Below are 16,546 nucleotides of genomic sequence, written 5' to 3'. Positions count from 1 at the left end.
GCTATTTCGCCCTACGGTCCTATTTCCGGTAATGGAATCGACAGGAAACGATAAGTATCGCGCCTTCGGAAACTTCGTAAACCAAGCGATGTTCCGAATTGATCCGCCGCGACCAATAACCGGATAGGTTGGCTTTCAAAGGTTCCGGTTTGCCGATGCCCTCGAATGGGCTTCGCAAGACATCTTTGATGAGCGCGTTGGTCCGTTTGAGTAAATCCTTGTCGTGTTCTTGTAGCCAGAGATAGTCGGACCATGCACTTTCCGTGAATGTCAGTTTCATGGCTCGATCAATGATCTTTCGGCAACCCGCCCGGCCTGGGCTTCCGCAATGGATTTGCGTAAATGTTCGGCATTGGCGGGATTGGAAAGCAGATATAGGGTTTCCTGCCAGGAGTTGAATTCGTCCAGCGACATCAGCACGGCTTTCTGGCCGTTGTCGCCGCAAACGATGGTGGGTTCGATATCGGCGATGACCTTCGCGATCAGGCCGTCGAGGTTTTGGCTGGCTTGGTGGGTGGTGATGGCGTCCATGGGATTTTTTGAGCTGTCGAAGTGGAATGGGATAGGTTGCGGTTATAGCCTGTCGAACTCCTCCGGTTCGGTATTGGGCACTTTGGATAACGCCTGTAAGAACTTTTCCTTGCTACCGCGCTTGGCCCGTTCTTCCAGGTAAGACTGGGTGGTCAAGGCCGAGATTTTCTCCGCGATGGCGGTGGCGGCGAATTGATGCATGGATATTCCATCGCTGTGGGCAAGTTCCAGCATTTTCCGGTGTAGGGATTCTGGCAGTTCCAAGCTGAGTGTGGTCATGGGATTAATCCATATTGCTGTAAAAAATCTTTGGGCGTTATTAATCTGGTCCATGCCACAGTGAAAATCGATAAGGCAGGTTCGCGTCGATCAGGAATCTCGCCATCATGCGACCTTCGATAGCGAATAATGTTGGCTCATCAACAAAGCGGCGAAACGCAGGCATGCCTGTATATCATCGTGTTCCAAGCTGGGGTATTGCTCTAGTATCTCCTGCTCGGAATCGCCCGCCGCGAGGAAATCCAAGATGGTTTGCACAGCGATCCGCTTGCCGCGCAGGGTGGGTTTGCCGTTGCAAAGCGCGGGGTCGATGGTGATGCGGCCTTCGAGGAAAGTCAGAGGGGAAGGTTGGGGCACGTGATTTACCTGCGATAAGTTAGTCGGGCGCAATAGCGTACCCGCGTATTGCGCCGGATGTGGAGATTCAACCCATGCGGCGGAATACGCCGGAGTACAGGTTATTCCGCTCTACGCGAGCTATGCAGCCTCAGATCGCGGCTCTTTATTATTAAATTGCCAGTTTTGATGTTTGAGCCTTTGAATTGTTTCTTCCATTGCTTGAGCCTGCTTTAAGGCTTCAGCGCCAAACTCTTGCCCAGCCATAACCATTTGTATTGCTTGAAGAATCTTTGACTCATAAAGAGATTTTAACCATCCTAGTTTGCCAATTCTCACAGAGCTAAAATCAATGGTTTCTTCCGCTGAAAGCGAGGACTTAAGTATTTCTTGAATGCTAGAATCTTGGTGCCAATTTATGATGGAAGTCGGATTTTTATCGCGATTATTGATCATTAGTATTATAATGGTTGTCAAGCTTATGTATGTGGAGTAAATGGCCCATAAATACTCTCCAACATAAGGCCGGACTCGCTCAATAGCGCCATTTTTATCTTCAATAAGTTCCTTGATATTTTCAGGCGCTATGTTTCCGAACATGGCTTCGGTATTTGGGTTCCTTCTCATCTCGCGATATTGCTCCTCTGTGGTTACCTCTATAAAGCTCATAATAAGAGGTGCGAATTTCCTTGCATTTAATACGCTAGCCCAAATAACATCCACCCCATCTAGTTTTCGTGAGATCACAACTTTCTTTGCTTCTCCCACGAATGACATTGCAAATTTTAATGCTTCGGCCTCCTTCTCAATGGTAGATTTTAACTCCATCGCTTGAGTGTCAGACCTTGATTTTAGTTCGTGATTTAGTTTAGAAAGCTTTAAGTCATATTCATGCTTAATGGCGTTCTTAAGCCGCTCTCCTATCCAATTGCTTGTTAGCCAAACAATAGCGCTAGAAATAATAGCGCTGACCCCAGCTACCTCAAGAAGTGAGAGCAAAAAACCTGGAATATTGCCCATTCTAATTTACTGAGAAATATAAACCGTGGGATGTGCTTCGTCTTTTAGCATATCCCACGGCGGCTAATAATCAACCCTGAAGATGCTTCAAAACCTCATCCAACATCTTCTTAGCATCCCCGAACAACATCCTATTGTTCTCCTTATAGAACAGCGGGTTGTCCACCCCCGCATACCCCGAAGCCATCGAGCGCTTCATCACGATGGAAGTCTTGGCCTTCCACACCTCCAACACCGGCATCCCGGCGATGGGGCTGTTCGGGTCTTCCTGCGCGCCGGGGTTCACGATGTCGTTGGCACCGATGACCATCGCCACGTCCGTTTCCGGGAAATCCTCGTTGATCTCGTCCATTTCCAGCACGATGTCATAGGGCACCCGCGCCTCGGCCAGCAGCACGTTCATATGCCCCGGCATCCGCCCCGCCACCGGATGGATGGCGAACCGCACGTTCACGCCCTTCTCGCGCAGCAGCTTGGTGATTTCGTACACCGTGTGCTGGGCCTGCGCCACCGCCATGCCGTAGCCTGGGACCAACACCACGTTGGACGCATTGCGCAGCAATTCGGCGGTTTCCTCTGCGGCGATGGGCTGCACTTCGCCTTGCGGCTGTGCGCCCGCCGCCGGAGCCGTGCCGCCGCCGGTACCGAAGCCGCCCGCGATGACCGACAGGAAATGCCGGTTCATGGCCCGGCACATGATGTAGGACAGGATCGCGCCGGAAGAACCCACCAAGGCACCGACCACGATCAACAAGTCGTTTGACAGCATGAAGCCCGTGGCCGAAGCCGCCCAGCCCGAATAGCTGTTCAGCATCGACACCACCACCGGCATGTCCGCGCCGCCGATGGCCATCACCATATGCACGCCGAACGCCAGTGCGACGACGGTCATCAACAGTAGCGGGAACAGGCCGGCGTGGTTCTCGAAGCCTAAGAACCATTTGCCCAACAAGATCGCCAGCACCAGCAAACCCAGGTTCAGCCAATGGCGGGCCGGAAGCAACACCGGCTTGCCGCCGATTTTGCCCGAGAGCTTGCCGAAGGCGATGACCGAGCCGGAGAAGGTCACGGCACCGATCAGGACACCGACATAGATTTCCACCTCGTGGATGGTCTTCTCGGCACCCGAAAGGGCGGCGGTCGGGTCGATGTAGTTGGCGTAACCCACCAGCACGGCGGCCAAACCCACCAAGCTGTGCATGAGCGCCACCAGTTCCGGCATTTCGGTCATCTTGACCTTGCGGGCGGCGTAGATGCCGATGCCGCCGCCGATGGCCATGGCGATGACGATGGGCACGTAGCTGGTGACTTTCGGCCCCGTGACCGTCGCCAGGATGGCGATGGCCATGCCGAGGATGCCGTAGAGGTTGCCGCGCCGGGCGGTTTCCGGGTTGGAAAGACCGCCCAGGCTCAGGATGAACAGGATGGTCGCGGCGATATAGGAGACTGTTACCAAACCTTCAGACATTGTGGGGGACTCCGCTTATTTTCTGAACATGCTGAGCATGCGCTGGGTGACCCAGAAGCCGCCCGCCATATTGATCGAGGTCAGCACGATGGCCAGCCCCGCCAGGATCAGGATGAACGCGCCGGGCGAGGACACCTGGATCAAGGCACCGATGGCGATGATGCTGGAAATGGCGTTGGTGACGCTCATCAGCGGAGTGTGCAGAGCCGGGGTGACGTTCCAAATCACCATGTAGCCGACGAAGCAGGCCAGCGCGAACACGGTGAAATGGGCGAGGAAGCTGGCCGGGGCGTTGGCACCGACCCACCAGAACACCAGGGCGGCGACCGCGACATTGATGGTGGTCGAGGCCCAGGCCGGGAGTAGCGGTGGCTTTTCCACCTTGACCGGCGTGGGTGGCGCGGCGGTGGCCCCGACCTTGGGCGCGGCGGAGACGGCGATGGGCGGTGGCGGCCAGGTGATGGAGCCATCCTTGACCACGGTCGCGCCCCGGATCATCTCGTCGTCCATGTTGACGCTGACGTTGCCGTCCTTCTCCTTGCAGAGTTCTTCCAACAGGCGCAGCAGGTTAGTCGCGTAGAGGGTGGAGGATTGGCGGGCCAGACGGCTGGGCAGGTCGGTGTAGCCGATGATGCTGACGCCGTGCTTGACCGCGATTTGCCCCGGTTCGCACAACTCGCAGTTGCCGCCCTGTTCCGCCGCGAGGTCCACGATGACGCTGCCGGGCTTCATCGATTCGACCATCCCGGCGGTGATGAGCTTGGGCGCGGGTTTGCCGGGAATCAGCGCGGTGGTGATGACGATGTCCACGTCCATGCACTGGCGGGCGATCATTTCGCGCTGGGCCTTTTGGTAGGCTTCGCTCATGATTTTGGCGTAGCCGGTAGTGGAAGCGCTGGCGTCTTCCTGATAGTCCGGCTCCACCCATTCCGCGCCCATCGATTTCACCTGGTCCTTCACTTCCGGGCGGGTATCGCAGGCGCGGACGATAGCGCCCAAGCCATTGGCGGCACCGATGGCGGCGAGCCCCGCCACGCCCACGCCGATCACGAACACCTTGGCCGGTGGCACCTTGCCCGCGGCGGTGATTTGGCCGGTGAAGAAGCGCCCGAATTGGTGGGCGGCCTCGACCACGGCGCGGTAGCCCGCGATGTTCGCCATGGAACTCAGGGCGTCGAGCTTCTGGGCGCGGGAGATGCGCGGCACCGCGTCCATCGCCAACACAGTGGCGTTTTTGGCGGCGAGGCTGTCCAGCAGTTCCGGGTTCTGCGCGGGCCAGAGGAAGCTGACGAGGTGACTGCCCTCCTTGAGCTTTTCGACTTCCGAAGGTTGCGGGCCGCGCACCTTCAGCACGATGTCGGACCCGCCCCACACCGCGTCGGCGCTGTCGGCGATCTCGCACCCGGCTTCCCGGTAGCACTCGTCGGAGAAATTGGCCCCGACACCGGCCCCGGATTCCACCGTGATGGAGAATCCGAGCTTGATGAGTTTCTCGGCCACTTCCGGCACGGTCGCCACACGCTTTTCCCCGGCGTGTATTTCTTTGGGTACCCCAATTCGCATGAAAACTCTCCTCCTTATCGATTATTGATTTGGATGCACGGCAAACCGTGCGTAAACAGAGTCAGGCTGGGAAAGGCTGGGGCCGGGCCGGGCTGTCTCGACCCATACACCGGGTCCGTCGCCAATCCCCCGGCTTATGTAAAGTAATTGTGGGGGGCGGTCAAATTTATAATTGCCGCGGGGTGGACCCATCGGCGGGCGGCAAAGCTATCCTCCGCAGTTATGGGAATAGCCCACACCCTGGCAGCGATTTTCGGTTTAAATCCAAGCACTATCCCGTCACCGTCGTTCCGGCATCCATCGAAATGACGGCCTTTCCCGCCAAAATGAGAATCGCCGACGCCTTGGTATAGGCGGGGCATTCACATCGGCCTTGTTCCAACCCAGGAGGCAACCTCGACCATGGGCTTCATCCGCGACTTCGATTGGCGTTCCTTGGAGGCCATTCACAACATCAACTTGAATTCCTTGCTCGATACTCTCATCAGCCTGGCCGCGGCGTTCGTGCTGGGCACCTTGATCGGTGTGGAGCGCCAATACCGCCAACGTACCGCCGGGCTCAGGACCCATGTGCTGGTGGCGGTCGGGGCCGCGGCCTTCGTCGATATGGCGAACCGCCTGACCGGGCACGAAGGGGCGGTGCATATCACCGCCTATGTGGTGTCGGGGGTGGGGTTCCTCGGGGCCGGGGCCATCATGAAGGGGGATGCCAGTATCCGGGGCTTGAACACGGCGGCGACCCTGTGGGGTTCGGCGGCGGTCGGTGCGTGCGCCGGGGCCGATCTTTTGCTGGAGGCGGTGTGCGCCACTTTGTTTGTGCTGGGCGGGAATACTTGGCTCCGGCCCTTGGTCAACCTCGTCGAACGCGCCCCCATCGATGGGAAGTCCAGCGAGGCGAGCTATTCCGTCTGCGTCATCTGCAACCGCCAGGACCAACGGCGCATCCGTGGGCATTTGGAGGTTTTGCTGGAAGCGGCCCAGTATCCGGTGGGCGGTTTCGATATCCATCCGTTCGCGGGGAACGATGTGCAAATCTTCGCTACCCTGTTGCCGATTTCGGTCGATGTCGACGAACTGGACCGGGTGGTCGAGCGGCTCGCGGCGGTGGAAGGCGTGAACCAGGCTTTTTGGAGTTCCAGCGTGACGGAATGAAAAACGCCGGGTGGCGCGGGCAATCCCCCATCCCGCCCCGTCATTTGTACCTGCCGGAAGAATTTTTGTATCTTACCCGGCGCTTAACCGACGCCCGGATTCCACGTTTTACATGACCGCGAATATCCAGCCACGATGACCCATCTCATCCAAGTCGAACAGCTTTACCGCTATTACGGCGAGCATTGCGCCGTGAACAATGTCAGTTTCACCCTGGAAAAGGGCGAAATCCTGGGCTTCCTCGGGCCGAACGGCGCGGGCAAGTCCTCCACCATGCAGATGATCTGCGGCAACCTCGCCCCGACTTCCGGCCTGATCCTCATCAATGGCGTCGATATCCTCGACCACCCCAAGGAAGCCAAGCGCGAACTGGGGTATTTGCCGGAAGTGCCGCCGGTCTACCGCGACCTCACCGTCGATGAATTCCTCGAATATTGCGGCAAGCTCCACAGCCTCGTGGGCGTCAAGCTCAAGGCGGCGGTGGCCCAGGCCAAGGAGCGCTGTGGCCTGATCGATGTCGGCGGGCGCTTGATCGGCAACCTGTCCAAGGGCTACCAGCAGCGGGTGGGCATCGCCCAGGCCATCTTGCACAATCCCGCCGTCATCATCCTCGACGAACCCACGGTCGGCCTCGACCCCATCCAAATCCGCGAAATCCGGGGACTCATCCGCGAACTGGGCCAGGACCACGGCATCATCCTCTCCACCCACATCCTGCCCGAGGTGCAGGAATCCTGTACCCGAGTGCAGATCATCCACCAGGGCCAATTGGTGATGAACGACAGCATCGACGGCCTGACCCAAAGGATGCGGGCGTCCAGCCTCATCATGGAAACCCGCGGCGCGCCCGATTTGGAACGCCTGCGCTTCGTCGATGGCGTGCAGCGCATCGACGACCTGGGCGGCGGACGCTACCGCATCTATCACGACAAGGATAAGAACCCCGCCGAGCGGGTCACGGAGATCGTGGTCGGACAGGGCGCGGGTTTGATTTCCATCAGCCCCGAACGTTTGAGCATGGAAGAAATCTTCATCGATATCACCCAACACGCCGTCCTGACCGAGCCGCACCCGGAGGAATCCGACCTATGATGGCCTTCACCATCGCGGAGCGCGAGTTCCGCAGCTTATTCCTGTCGCCCCTGGCCTGGTCGATCCTGGGCGTGATCCAGATCATCCTGGCCTTCATGTTCCTGGTCCAATTGGATTATTACCTCGACCTCCAGGCCCGTATCGCCGGGATGCCCGACGCGCCCGGCGTCACCGACCTGGTGGTCGCGCCCTTGTTCGGCAACGCCGGGGTGATCCTGTTGTTCGTGACCCCGCTCCTCACCATGCGCCTCATCAGCGAGGAGCGCCGCAACCGCACCTTGAGCCTCCTGTTCACCGCGCCGGTGTCCATCGCCGAGATCGTGCTGGGCAAATATCTGGGCGTGTTGGGCTTGTTGTTCAGCGTGGTGGGCTTGCTGGTGCTGATGCCTTTGTCCTTGTTCCTGGGCGGCACCTTGGACCCCGGTAAATTGGCGGCTTGCGTCCTGGCCTTGCTATTGTTGCTGGCGTCCTTGGCGGCGGTGGGGCTATATATCTCGGCCCTCGCCAGCCAGCCGACCGTGGCCGGTGTCGTGACTTTCGGCGTATCCCTGTTGCTGTGGATCATCAATTGGAGCGAGCGCGGCGCGGGCGGGGTGTTGGAATACCTGTCGCTGTTGCGCCATTACGAAGCCCTGTTGAAAGGCTTGGTCTCCACCACCGACCTCGTGTATTTCCTGCTGTTCATCCTCACCTTCCTGGTGTTGAGCGTCCACACCCTGGATAACGACCGCCTGCAAAAATGAAGATCAACCGCAAAACCCATCTTGAACTGCGCCTACAGAATTTGTTGTTCACCTTGTTGTTCCTGGCCGTGGTGGGCTTGGTGGGCTGGTTGAGCACCCGCTATACGGCCCAGTTCGATTGGACCGCCAGCCATCGCCACACCTTGTCGGAAGGCAGCCGCAAGGTACTGGACCTGCTGCCAGGCCCGGTCACGATCACCGCCTATGCCCGCGAAACCCCCCAACTCCGCGAGCGCATCGCCGACCAGGTGGGGCGCTACCGCCGCTTCAAGCCGGATTTGACCCTGGATTTCGTCAACCCCGACACCCAGCCCGACAAGGTGCGCGAACTCGGCATTAGCATGGATGGCGAACTGATCGTCGAATACCAGGGCCGCACCGAGAAAATCCAGGAACCCGCCGAAACCAGCCTGACCAATGCCTTACAACGCTTGGCGACACCCGAGGAACGCCATGTGGTGTTCCTGGAAGGCCATGGCGAGCGCTCACCCCAAGGCGAGGCCAACCACGACCTCGGCCAGTTCGGCGACGAACTCAGGCGCAAGGGCTTGGTGGTGTCCCTGCTGAATCTGGCGATCACGCCGGATATTCCCGACAACACCGATGTGCTGGTGCTGGCCGGTCCCCGTGTCGATTTGCTGCCCGGCGAACTCAAGCAACTCGAAGCCTATGTCCAAAAGGGCGGCAACCTGTTGTGGCTGGTCGATCCCGGCGAGCAGCACGGCTTGCAAGGCTTGGCCGCGCAACTGGGGCTGTCGTTCCTGCCCGGCGTGGTGGTCGATGCCTCCACCCAGGTCTTGGGGATCGACGACCCCACCTTCGCCCTGGTGGCCGAATATCCGCCCAGCCCCATCACCCAGGGCTTCGAGGAAATGACGGTGTTCCCCATCGCCACCGCCCTCGTCGCCAAGGAGGACGGCGAATTCGAGAAGGAAGCCTTCCTCAGCACCTTGCCGCGCTCCTGGACCGAAAGCGGCGAGGTCAAGGGCAAGGTGGTGTTCGAACCGGCCAAGGGCGAGCGCTCCGGTCCCCTGGATATCGGCTATACCCTGACCCGGCAAGTGCAGCCGCCCGCGCCGCCCAAGCCGGAATCCCCGGCCCAGTCCGAGCCTCCGGCCAAGGCCGAAGCGCCGACCCCGGCCACTAGCAAAAAACCGGTCAAACCAGAAACCGCGCCCAAACCCGCCGCCAAGCCGGAAGCGGCCCAACCACGGGAAGCCGCCAAACCCGCCGAAGCCCCCAAGGCACCGCCCGCGCCGCCCATCAACCAGCGTATCGTGGTGGTAGGCGACGGCGATTTCCTGTCCAATGCTTATCTGGGCAATGGCGGCAACCTCGACTTGGGCTTGAACCTCGTGCAATGGTTGGGTCGCAGCGATAACCTCATCAACATCCCGGCCAAGGTCGCCCCGGATAGCAAGCTGGACCTCGCCCCCCTCGCGTCCGGTGCCATCGCCGTGGGTTTCCTGTTCATCCTGCCGCTGATCCTGATCGGGACGGGGGCGACCATCTGGTTCAAGCGCCGGAGACGTTGATATGAAATCGAGACTGTTCCTGAACCTGGCGTTGTTGGTGATCGTCGTCGTCCTGGGCGCGTTGGCGATCCTCGAACCCGGCAAGGAAGAAGCGGAAAACCAGGCGCTGGCCCCGGTGGACGAGGCCGCCCTGGACAAGATCACGCTCCAGAACAAGGAAACCATCGTCTTCGAGAAAAAGGACGGCCATTGGCGGTTGACCGCGCCCATCCAAGCCCCGGCCAATGAAATCCGGGTGCGCCAGCTCATCGATATCGCCCGGTCCAACAGCGAGGCCGCCTATCCCCTCAAGCCGGAGGAACTCCAAAAATTCGAGCTGGACAAGCCCAAGGCCAGCTTGATCCTGGGCGGGACCACCCTGGTGTTCGGCGGTTCCGATCCCATCGATATGCGGCGCTATGTGCGGGTGGGCGAGACCTTGCACCTGGTCAACGATAATTTCTTCCATCACTTGCAGGCCGCCGCCACCGATTACGTGGACAAGAAACTCTTGCCCGAGAACGCCAAGGTCCGCGAGATCGTGGTGCCGGGGCTCAAGGCCACGCTGGGACCGGACGGCAAATGGACCCAGGAGGCCGCCGCGCCCAACAACCGCTCGGACCTCCCGGAGCTGGCGACCCTGTGGGCCACGGCGCGGGCCATCGATGTGCGCCGCCTGGAACCGCCAGCCCAGGGCGATCCGGTGCGGATCGGCTTGGCGGAGGGCAATCCGGTCGAGTTCGTCATCATCCGCCGCGAACCCGATCCGGTCCTGGCCCGGCCCGAACTGGGCCTGCAATACGAACTGACCGGCGAGACCGCCCGCCAATTGCTGAACCTGCCGAAACCGGCCCCGGCGGCGGGCCAGCCCGCCGCCGATGGCAAGGACGCCAACGGGGACGAGGAATCCGACCCCGGCTATCCCGATATGGACGAGGAGGGCGCGGCGGGCGAGGACGATGGCGGGGCCGAAGGCCATGACCATGGCCAGGGCCAGGGCGAAGCCGACGAGGAACCTATGGATTCCTCGGGCGAAGAATAACCATGCCGGAATTACCCGAAGTCGAAACCACCCGCCGCGGCATCGAGCCGCACGCGCTGGGGCAGGGCATCGTGGCCCTGGTGGTCAGGGAATCCCGGCTGCGCTGGCCGATTCCACCGGATTTGCCGGATAAGCTGCCCGGCTTGGCGGTGGTGGCGGTCAGGCGGCGCGGCAAATATCTCCTGCTGGACACGGCGGCGGGATGCTTGATCCTGCATCTCGGCATGTCCGGCAGCCTCAGGGTCTGCGATCCCGCCCTGCCGCCCCGCAAGCACGACCATTTCGATCTGGTCCTTGGCAACGGCCTATGCCTGCGCTTCCACGATCCGCGCCGCTTCGGTTGTTTGCTGTGGACCGAGGCCGATCCTCGCGCCCATCCCTTGCTGGCCGCGCTGGGACCGGAACCCTTGGAGGCGGATTTCAGCGGAGCCTACCTCCACCGGCGGGCGGAAGGGCGCAATACGGCGGTCAAGGCTTTCCTGATGGACAGCCATGTGGTGGTCGGGGTCGGGAACATCTACGCCAACGAAGCCTTGTTCATGGCCGGCCTCCTGCCCACCCGCGCCGCCGGACGGGTATCCTTGGCGGGTTATGAGCGGCTGGCCGCTGCCGTTCGCGAGGTGCTGGCGGCTTCGATAGCGCAGGGCGGGACGACGTTGCGCGATTTCGTGAACGAGGCCGGCCATCCCGGTTATTTCCAGCAGACTTTGCGGGTCTATGGCCGGGCGGGCGAACCCTGCCGGGCCTGCGCCGCCCCGGTCCGGTTGGAACGGCTGGGGCAGCGGGCGACCTATTGGTGTCCCACTTGCCAACATTGAGAAGGTGGTGTCGATGAAACATGCCGGGCGTATTATCTTGAGCGCAGGTTGCTTGGCCCTGGCCGTTTCCGCCGGGGCGGAAGAAGGCGTGGCCGATCCCGAATTGGCCCAGGCCGCCGCCCGCTTCAACCAGGAGCGCCGCGATCTGATCGCAAGCAATCTCCAACTCACCCCGGACGAGGCGACGCGGTTCTGGCCGCTGTATGAACGCTACCAACGGGCGGTGGGGGTTTTGATCGAGCGCCGCCGCGCCAGCATCGCCGAGTTCGGCGAGAACTACGACGAGATGTCGGAGGCCGAGGCGAAGAAATTCATACGCGACCGCATCGAGCTGACCGAGCAGCGTTTCCGCCTGATGAAGCAGTATTACCTGGAGTTCGAGCACGCCCTGCCGGTCAAGAAGCTGGCCCGCTATTATCAAATCGAGAGCAAAATCTATTTTTCCGTCGAGGCCGGTATCGCGGAAGAGATACCCCTGGTCAAATAGCCCAACAACCGCCGCGAGGCCGCCATGCGCCATCCGTTCCCCGCCACCGTTCCGGTCGTCGCCGTCCCCGTGCGCTGGGCATTGCTGGCGTCTGTGTTGGCCGCCTTGCCGGGATGTGCCCAATGGCGACCCCAGGTCGCCCCAGCGGTGGCGGTTCCGCAACCGGCCCTCCCGCCCTTGCCCCAGGCCAACCTGCCCTACGAGAAATTCCGCGAATATGGCCGGTTCTTGGCGCGGCGCTTGTTCTGGAAGCACGCCCAGGTCGGCACCGAGCCCCGCTCGGCGGACCGGACCGGCTTCGACGGCTACCAGCAGTTCGACGCCTACGCCGATAGCCGCGCCGACCAGGCCAAGGAGGAGTTCTTCAAAGGGCGCTACAACCGTTCCCGCGCCCGTTTGCCCGAGAACATCGAGCGCTGGCGCTCGGAACCCGATATCGCCAACCCCGGCCCGGACCTCGCCAATTTCCCCAACAGCGCCTTCACCTTGCCGCAAGGGCGGGCCTATGTGGAATTCTCGCCCTTCACCTACTATGGCTCGGCGGGCAAGGCCAGCCCGGCCCAGTACAACGCCGAATTCCTGCTGCGCTACGGCGCGACCGACGATATCGAACTGCGCCTGTTCGGCAATGGCGTGAGTTGGATCGGGGGTTCCGCGTCCAGCTGGGGTTTTTCACCCATCGCCTTCGATACCAAAATCCAAATGTGGACGGAGAAGCAGGATTATTTCCTGCCCGCCGCCGGTTTCGAGGCCTATATCCAGACCCAGTGGCTCGGCAGCGCCGAGTTCAATGGCGGCACCCAGCCTTCGTTCACCTTCAACTTCGACCAATCCCTGCCCTGGGAAATCGACCTGGAATACAACCTGGGCGCGACCCGCGTGCAGGATGCCGCCGGCAACAACGATTGGGAATTCAGTTTCCAATGGGGCTTGCAGCGCGATTTGTTCAACAAGGATTTCGCCGTGTTCGTGCATGGGTTCTACAACGCCATGACCCTGCCGCGCCTGCCCAATGCCCAGGTCGTGTTTGGCACCGGCAACAACCAGTTCCGCCAGAACGCCGTGGGTGGCGGGTTCGTCTGGACGGTGAATCGGCGGCTTTCGGTCTACGGCCAGGCCAGCGGCGGCACCACCCGGTTCACGCCCTCGGTGCTGGGAATGCTGGGCTTGGCGCTGGCATTTTGAGTTTGGGGTGCGGGCCTGGGTGCCCCGCCGTCCGTGTCCTTGAGTTTTTCAACCTGTCGAGGTCGCCATCATGCTGAAAACACCCGCTTATGCCGCCGTCCGGGCCAACGCTCCGTTGGCTCCGTTCGCCATCGACCGCCGCGAGCCGGGGCCGCGCGATGTCTTGATCGATATCCTCTATTGCGGGGTCTGCCATTCCGATATCCACCAGGCCCGCGACGAATGGGGCGGGGCGGTCTTCCCGATGGTGCCGGGCCATGAAATCGTCGGGCGGGTCGCCGCCATCGGGTCCGAAGTCCAGAGGTGGCGGGTCGGCGACAGCGTCGGCGTCGGCTGTTTCGTCGATTCCTGCCGAGTCTGCGAAGCCTGCGCGGCGGGCGAGGAGCAATTCTGCGAGGGCGGCATCGCCTTCACCTACAACAGCCATGAGCGCGACGGTAAAACGCCGACTTATGGCGGCTATTCCACCCGCATCACCGTGGACCAGGATTATGTGCTGCGCATCCCGGATGCGATTCCCTTGGAGCGGGCTGCGCCCTTGCTGTGCGCGGGGATCACCACCTATTCGCCGCTGCGGCGGTTCGGGGTGGTGGCGGGAACCCGGCTGGCGGTGCTGGGCCTGGGCGGCCTCGGCCATATGGGCGTGAAATTCGGCAAGGCCCTGGGGGCGCATGTGACCGTGTTGAGCCATTCGCCCAATAAGCTTGGCGATGCCGAGCGGCTGGGGGCGGACGCTTTCGTCGCGACCCACGATCCGGCGGCCTTCGTCCAGCACGCCGGGCGCTTCGATTTCATCCTCGACACGGTGTCGGCGGCGCACGATTACAACGCCTATCTCAACCTCTTGCGCCGCGATGGCACCATGGTCCTGGTCGGCGTGCCGGAACCCACCTTGCTGGCCGCCCCGGCCTTGATCATGAAGCGCAAGCGCTTGGCCGGTTCCTTGATCGGCGGCATCCGCGAAACCCAGGAGATGCTGGATTTCTGCGCCGGGACGGGCGTGGCGGCGGATGTCGAACTGATCGATATCCAGGATATCAACGCGGCCTACGAGCGCATGTTGCGTAGCGATGTGCGCTACCGCTTCGTGATCGATATCGCCAGCCTGGGGCGGGAAGCGGCGGTTTAGTACCAATCCTGCCCGAAGATATCGACCTGCTCGTTGGGGTTGTTGGGATTGTTCGCCAGATTGGACCCGTCGCATTCGCGCAGGCCGTTCTGCCAGCCGCTGGCGTAGTCGGGTTCCGAGTTGTAGCGGGTTTTGTTGAGGACGGTGGTTTGGGGCGGTGCTTTGGGGTCGAGCCGGGCGCTGCCGGTGGCGCAGCCATCGTTGTAGCCGGCCAGGAAGGCGGGGGAGGAATCCGCCCGCAGGGGATTCTCGGCGCAGGCGGCGAGGAAGAGCGCGAGTAGGGCGGGGAGGGCGGATTTCGGCATGGGCGTGTCCTGTGGCGGGCCGGGAAGCGGGTGGCCCGATTTTACACCAAGCCGGGTTCCGCCCCGCGCCCGGTCCCGCAATGGGCTAGCCCAAGGCCCGCCTGGCCGCGAGCAAGGGTTGGATCGCCGCTTGATCCACCGGCTTGACCAGATGCGCGTCGAAACCCGCCTCCCGCGAACGGCGGCGGTCTTCTTCCTGGCCATAGCCGGTGACCGCGACGATCAGCGTGTCCTTGAGCCCGCCCGCCCGCATCCGGCGGCAGGCTTCGTAGCCGTCGAGTCCGGGCAGGCCGATATCGAGCAGCACGGCTTCGGGATTTTCGGCCAGGGCCAGGGGCACGGCCTGCGCCCCGTCGTGGGCGAGCAGCACTTCATGGCCGTCGAGCCGCAGTAGCAAAGCCAGGCTTTCCGCCGCGTCGTGGTTGTCGTCCACCACCAGCAGGCGCAGGCGGCGCGGTGTTGCTCCGGGCCGGGGCGGCGTGGTGACCGGGACCGCCGGGGCGGTTCGCCGGGGCAGACTGATGACGAATTCGCTGCCCTGGCCCGGACCCGCGCTGAAAGCCCGCAGCTGGCCACCATGCATTTCCACCAAGCGCCGGGCCAGCGACAGGCCCAGGCCCAGCCCGCCCTCGGCGCGGTCCAGGCCGCGTCCGGCCTGGAAGAACAGCTCGAACAATTCCGGCAGGAGGGCGGGGTCGATGCCACGCCCGCTATCGCGGACCCGGATGATAATTTGGTCGCCCAGGGCTTCGACGCCCAGCCCGAGATGTCCGCCCGCATCGGTGTATTTGGCGGCGTTGTCCAGCAGGTTCGCGACCGCCTGGGCCAGGCGCAGGGGATCGCCCTCGATCCACAGCGGTTCGGCGGGCAGTTCCAGCGACAGGGCGTGGCCTCGGGCTTCGATCAGCGGGGCGCTGGTTTCCATGGCCTGCGCCACGATCTCCGCCACCGTCACCCGCGCCTTGCGTAGCCCGATCTTGCCCAGGCTGAGCCGCGACACCTCCAGCAAATCATCCACCAGCCGCGCCAGATGCTCGACTTGGTGGCCGATCACCTCCCGGTAGCGCGCCGCCAGGGTCGGGTTGGCCTCCGTCCGCCTGAGGATATCGACGGCGTGGCGGATCGGGGCCAGCGGATTCCTGAGTTCATGGGCCAGCATCGCCAGGAATTCATGCTTGCGGCGGTCGGCGGTGTGCAATTGCCCGGCTTGCTCGTTCAGGCGGGTTTCGATCCGCCGGCGCTCGGTCACGTCCTGGACGCAGTTCAGGACGCCGACGACCCGGCCCTGTCCGTCGCGCAGCGGCACCGACCAGCCCGCCACCCAGGTTTCCCGGCCCTGGGCCATGGGAGCGAACCGGGTGTCGGGTTGGCGGATCCATTGGCCGGCCAGGCAGCGTTCCAGCCCGGCGACGATGCCCGCATCGCGCATCCATGGGAACACCTCGCCCGGATGGCGGCCCAACACCGCGCTGGCGGGCAGGCCGCTCAGGGTTTCCATATAGCGGTTCCAGACCCGGTAGCGCAGGCCAGGGTCGAGGACGGCCACACCGGCCTGGAGGTGGGCGATGATCTGCGGGCCGAGGGTTTCCCCGTCGAACGGCACGGCTTGTGCCGGTTCGCCACCCTCGGGGTCGGGTGGGGGGTGCCCTTTGATGAGGAGCGTATTGTCTATGATGTGTTGCATGATGTGTATTTCGTGTAGTGTCTGGGGGCGGCGCTTTTATTGCATTTTGATTATATCGGGTCTGCGCGGGTGGCGGCGGGATGTGGACCGGGCGGGAGGGAGCCGCAAGGCTTGGCGATGGATCGGAATCGCTGACGGGGACTGTGAAGCCAAAGTGTAGAAAACATAGCACGGGATGGACTTGGGATTTGGGAACGG

General features: G+C 62.1%; 18 protein-coding genes. 9 read left to right on the top strand and 9 right to left on the bottom strand.

The genetic code is table 11. The features are described from left to right. Positions 1-19: 19 nt before the first annotated feature. From B9N93_RS18675 to B9N93_RS18645, 7 genes are all read right to left on the bottom strand, one after another. The gene (locus B9N93_RS18675) at positions 20-280 is read right to left on the bottom strand and encodes a Txe/YoeB family addiction module toxin (protein WP_085215734.1); all 261 of its coding nucleotides are present in this window, start codon (positions 278-280) and stop codon (positions 20-22) included. Continuing rightward, positions 277-531, bottom strand: coding sequence for a type II toxin-antitoxin system Phd/YefM family antitoxin (locus B9N93_RS18670; RefSeq protein WP_085215733.1), 255 nt, complete (start codon positions 529-531; stop codon positions 277-279). Before B9N93_RS18670 ends, B9N93_RS18675 begins: the two co-directional genes overlap by 4 nt. 42 nt (positions 532-573) lie before the next feature. Further along, positions 574-810, bottom strand: coding sequence for a CopG family transcriptional regulator (locus B9N93_RS18665; protein WP_085215732.1), 237 nt, complete (start codon positions 808-810; stop codon positions 574-576). 105 nt (positions 811-915) lie between these two features. Next, the gene (locus tag B9N93_RS18660) at positions 916-1,167 is read right to left on the bottom strand and encodes a DUF433 domain-containing protein (RefSeq protein WP_254899432.1); all 252 of its coding nucleotides are present in this window, start codon (positions 1,165-1,167) and stop codon (positions 916-918) included. Positions 1,168-1,287: 120 nt separating this feature from the next. Next, on the bottom strand, positions 1,288-2,166 hold the full coding sequence (locus B9N93_RS24940; RefSeq protein WP_125469057.1) for a hypothetical protein: 879 nt from the start codon (positions 2,164-2,166) through the stop codon (positions 1,288-1,290). A gap of 70 nt (positions 2,167-2,236) precedes the next feature. After that, positions 2,237-3,634 carry a Re/Si-specific NAD(P)(+) transhydrogenase subunit beta gene (gene pntB, locus B9N93_RS18650; protein WP_085215730.1) on the bottom strand — a complete coding sequence of 466 codons (1,398 nt, stop codon included), beginning with the start codon at positions 3,632-3,634 and terminating at the stop codon, positions 2,237-2,239. A 15-nt stretch (positions 3,635-3,649) separates the two neighbouring features. Next, positions 3,650-5,197 carry a Re/Si-specific NAD(P)(+) transhydrogenase subunit alpha gene (locus B9N93_RS18645; protein ID WP_085215729.1) on the bottom strand — a complete coding sequence of 516 codons (1,548 nt, stop codon included), beginning with the start codon at positions 5,195-5,197 and terminating at the stop codon, positions 3,650-3,652. Positions 5,198-5,599: 402 nt separating this feature from the next. On the opposite strand from B9N93_RS18645, the gene B9N93_RS18640 reads away from it, so the two are divergent. The 9 genes from B9N93_RS18640 (at position 5,600) to B9N93_RS18600 (ending at position 14,359) form a co-directional block, all read left to right on the top strand. Continuing rightward, positions 5,600-6,349, top strand: a complete 750-nt coding sequence (locus B9N93_RS18640) for an MgtC/SapB family protein (RefSeq protein WP_254899431.1) — start codon at positions 5,600-5,602, stop codon at positions 6,347-6,349. Positions 6,350-6,484: 135 nt separating this feature from the next. After that, on the top strand, positions 6,485-7,441 hold the full coding sequence (locus tag B9N93_RS18635; protein ID WP_085215728.1) for an ABC transporter ATP-binding protein: 957 nt from the start codon (positions 6,485-6,487) through the stop codon (positions 7,439-7,441). Next, on the top strand, positions 7,438-8,184 hold the full coding sequence (locus B9N93_RS18630) for an ABC transporter permease (protein WP_085215727.1): 747 nt from the start codon (positions 7,438-7,440) through the stop codon (positions 8,182-8,184). The genes B9N93_RS18635 and B9N93_RS18630 overlap by 4 nt, the downstream gene beginning before the upstream one ends. After that, positions 8,181-9,719 carry a GldG family protein gene (locus B9N93_RS18625; RefSeq protein ID WP_085215726.1) on the top strand — a complete coding sequence of 513 codons (1,539 nt, stop codon included), beginning with the start codon at positions 8,181-8,183 and terminating at the stop codon, positions 9,717-9,719. Before B9N93_RS18630 ends, B9N93_RS18625 begins: the two co-directional genes overlap by 4 nt. A 1-nt stretch (position 9,720) precedes the next feature. Further along, entirely contained in the window at positions 9,721-10,740 is a 1,020-nt protein-coding gene (locus B9N93_RS18620) for a DUF4340 domain-containing protein (RefSeq protein WP_085215725.1), read from the top strand. 2 nt (positions 10,741-10,742) lie between these two features. Continuing rightward, positions 10,743-11,558 carry a bifunctional DNA-formamidopyrimidine glycosylase/DNA-(apurinic or apyrimidinic site) lyase gene (gene mutM, locus B9N93_RS18615; protein ID WP_085215724.1) on the top strand — a complete coding sequence of 272 codons (816 nt, stop codon included), beginning with the start codon at positions 10,743-10,745 and terminating at the stop codon, positions 11,556-11,558. 37 nt (positions 11,559-11,595) lie between these two features. Next, positions 11,596-12,045 (top strand): hypothetical protein, encoded by a 450-nt coding sequence (locus B9N93_RS18610; RefSeq protein WP_125469056.1) that lies wholly within the window; start codon positions 11,596-11,598, stop codon positions 12,043-12,045. 24 nt (positions 12,046-12,069) lie between these two features. Beyond that, on the top strand, positions 12,070-13,230 hold the full coding sequence (locus B9N93_RS18605; protein WP_217807320.1) for a transporter: 1,161 nt from the start codon (positions 12,070-12,072) through the stop codon (positions 13,228-13,230). A 70-nt stretch (positions 13,231-13,300) separates the two neighbouring features. Next, positions 13,301-14,359 carry an NAD(P)-dependent alcohol dehydrogenase gene (locus tag B9N93_RS18600; protein WP_085215722.1) on the top strand — a complete coding sequence of 353 codons (1,059 nt, stop codon included), beginning with the start codon at positions 13,301-13,303 and terminating at the stop codon, positions 14,357-14,359. Here B9N93_RS18600 and B9N93_RS18595 read toward each other — a convergent pair. After that, a complete protein-coding gene (locus tag B9N93_RS18595; RefSeq protein ID WP_085215721.1) occupies positions 14,356-14,664 on the bottom strand; it encodes a hypothetical protein in 309 nt (102 codons plus the stop codon). The two genes, B9N93_RS18600 and B9N93_RS18595, sit on opposite strands and share 4 nt — an antisense overlap. Positions 14,665-14,749: 85 nt before the next feature. Continuing rightward, positions 14,750-16,348 carry a hybrid sensor histidine kinase/response regulator gene (locus B9N93_RS18590; RefSeq protein ID WP_085215720.1) on the bottom strand — a complete coding sequence of 533 codons (1,599 nt, stop codon included), beginning with the start codon at positions 16,346-16,348 and terminating at the stop codon, positions 14,750-14,752. Positions 16,349-16,546: the final 198 nt, after the last annotated feature.

Origin of the sequence: Methylomagnum ishizawai (assembly GCF_900155475.1) — a bacterium.
GTDB lineage: Bacteria > Pseudomonadota > Gammaproteobacteria > Methylococcales > Methylococcaceae > Methylomagnum > Methylomagnum ishizawai_A.
This window is presented reverse-complemented; position numbering and strand designations above follow the sequence as displayed.

Bases quoted from the DNA above. Each gene is read 5' to 3' on its own strand.
- pntB (WP_085215730.1), bottom strand. From the start codon at position 3,634: ATGTCTGAAGGTTTGGTAACAGTCTCCTATATCGCCGCGACCATCCTG.
- B9N93_RS18665 (WP_085215732.1), bottom strand. From the start codon at position 810: ATGACCACACTCAGCTTGGAACTGCCAGAATCCCTACACCGGAAAATG.
- B9N93_RS18630 (WP_085215727.1), top strand. From the start codon at position 7,438: ATGATGGCCTTCACCATCGCGGAGCGCGAGTTCCGCAGCTTATTCCTG.
- B9N93_RS18625 (WP_085215726.1), top strand. From the start codon at position 8,181: ATGAAGATCAACCGCAAAACCCATCTTGAACTGCGCCTACAGAATTTG.
- B9N93_RS18600 (WP_085215722.1), top strand. From the start codon at position 13,301: ATGCTGAAAACACCCGCTTATGCCGCCGTCCGGGCCAACGCTCCGTTG.
- B9N93_RS18620 (WP_085215725.1), top strand. From the start codon at position 9,721: ATGAAATCGAGACTGTTCCTGAACCTGGCGTTGTTGGTGATCGTCGTC.
- B9N93_RS18645 (WP_085215729.1), bottom strand. From the start codon at position 5,197: ATGCGAATTGGGGTACCCAAAGAAATACACGCCGGGGAAAAGCGTGTG.
- B9N93_RS18670 (WP_085215733.1), bottom strand. From the start codon at position 531: ATGGACGCCATCACCACCCACCAAGCCAGCCAAAACCTCGACGGCCTG.
- B9N93_RS18635 (WP_085215728.1), top strand. From the start codon at position 6,485: ATGACCCATCTCATCCAAGTCGAACAGCTTTACCGCTATTACGGCGAG.
- B9N93_RS18640 (WP_254899431.1), top strand. From the start codon at position 5,600: ATGGGCTTCATCCGCGACTTCGATTGGCGTTCCTTGGAGGCCATTCAC.
- B9N93_RS18675 (WP_085215734.1), bottom strand. From the start codon at position 280: ATGAAACTGACATTCACGGAAAGTGCATGGTCCGACTATCTCTGGCTA.
- B9N93_RS18605 (WP_217807320.1), top strand. From the start codon at position 12,070: ATGCGCCATCCGTTCCCCGCCACCGTTCCGGTCGTCGCCGTCCCCGTG.
- B9N93_RS18590 (WP_085215720.1), bottom strand. From the start codon at position 16,348: ATGCAACACATCATAGACAATACGCTCCTCATCAAAGGGCACCCCCCA.
- mutM (WP_085215724.1), top strand. From the start codon at position 10,743: ATGCCGGAATTACCCGAAGTCGAAACCACCCGCCGCGGCATCGAGCCG.
- B9N93_RS24940 (WP_125469057.1), bottom strand. From the start codon at position 2,166: ATGGGCAATATTCCAGGTTTTTTGCTCTCACTTCTTGAGGTAGCTGGG.
- B9N93_RS18595 (WP_085215721.1), bottom strand. From the start codon at position 14,664: ATGCCGAAATCCGCCCTCCCCGCCCTACTCGCGCTCTTCCTCGCCGCC.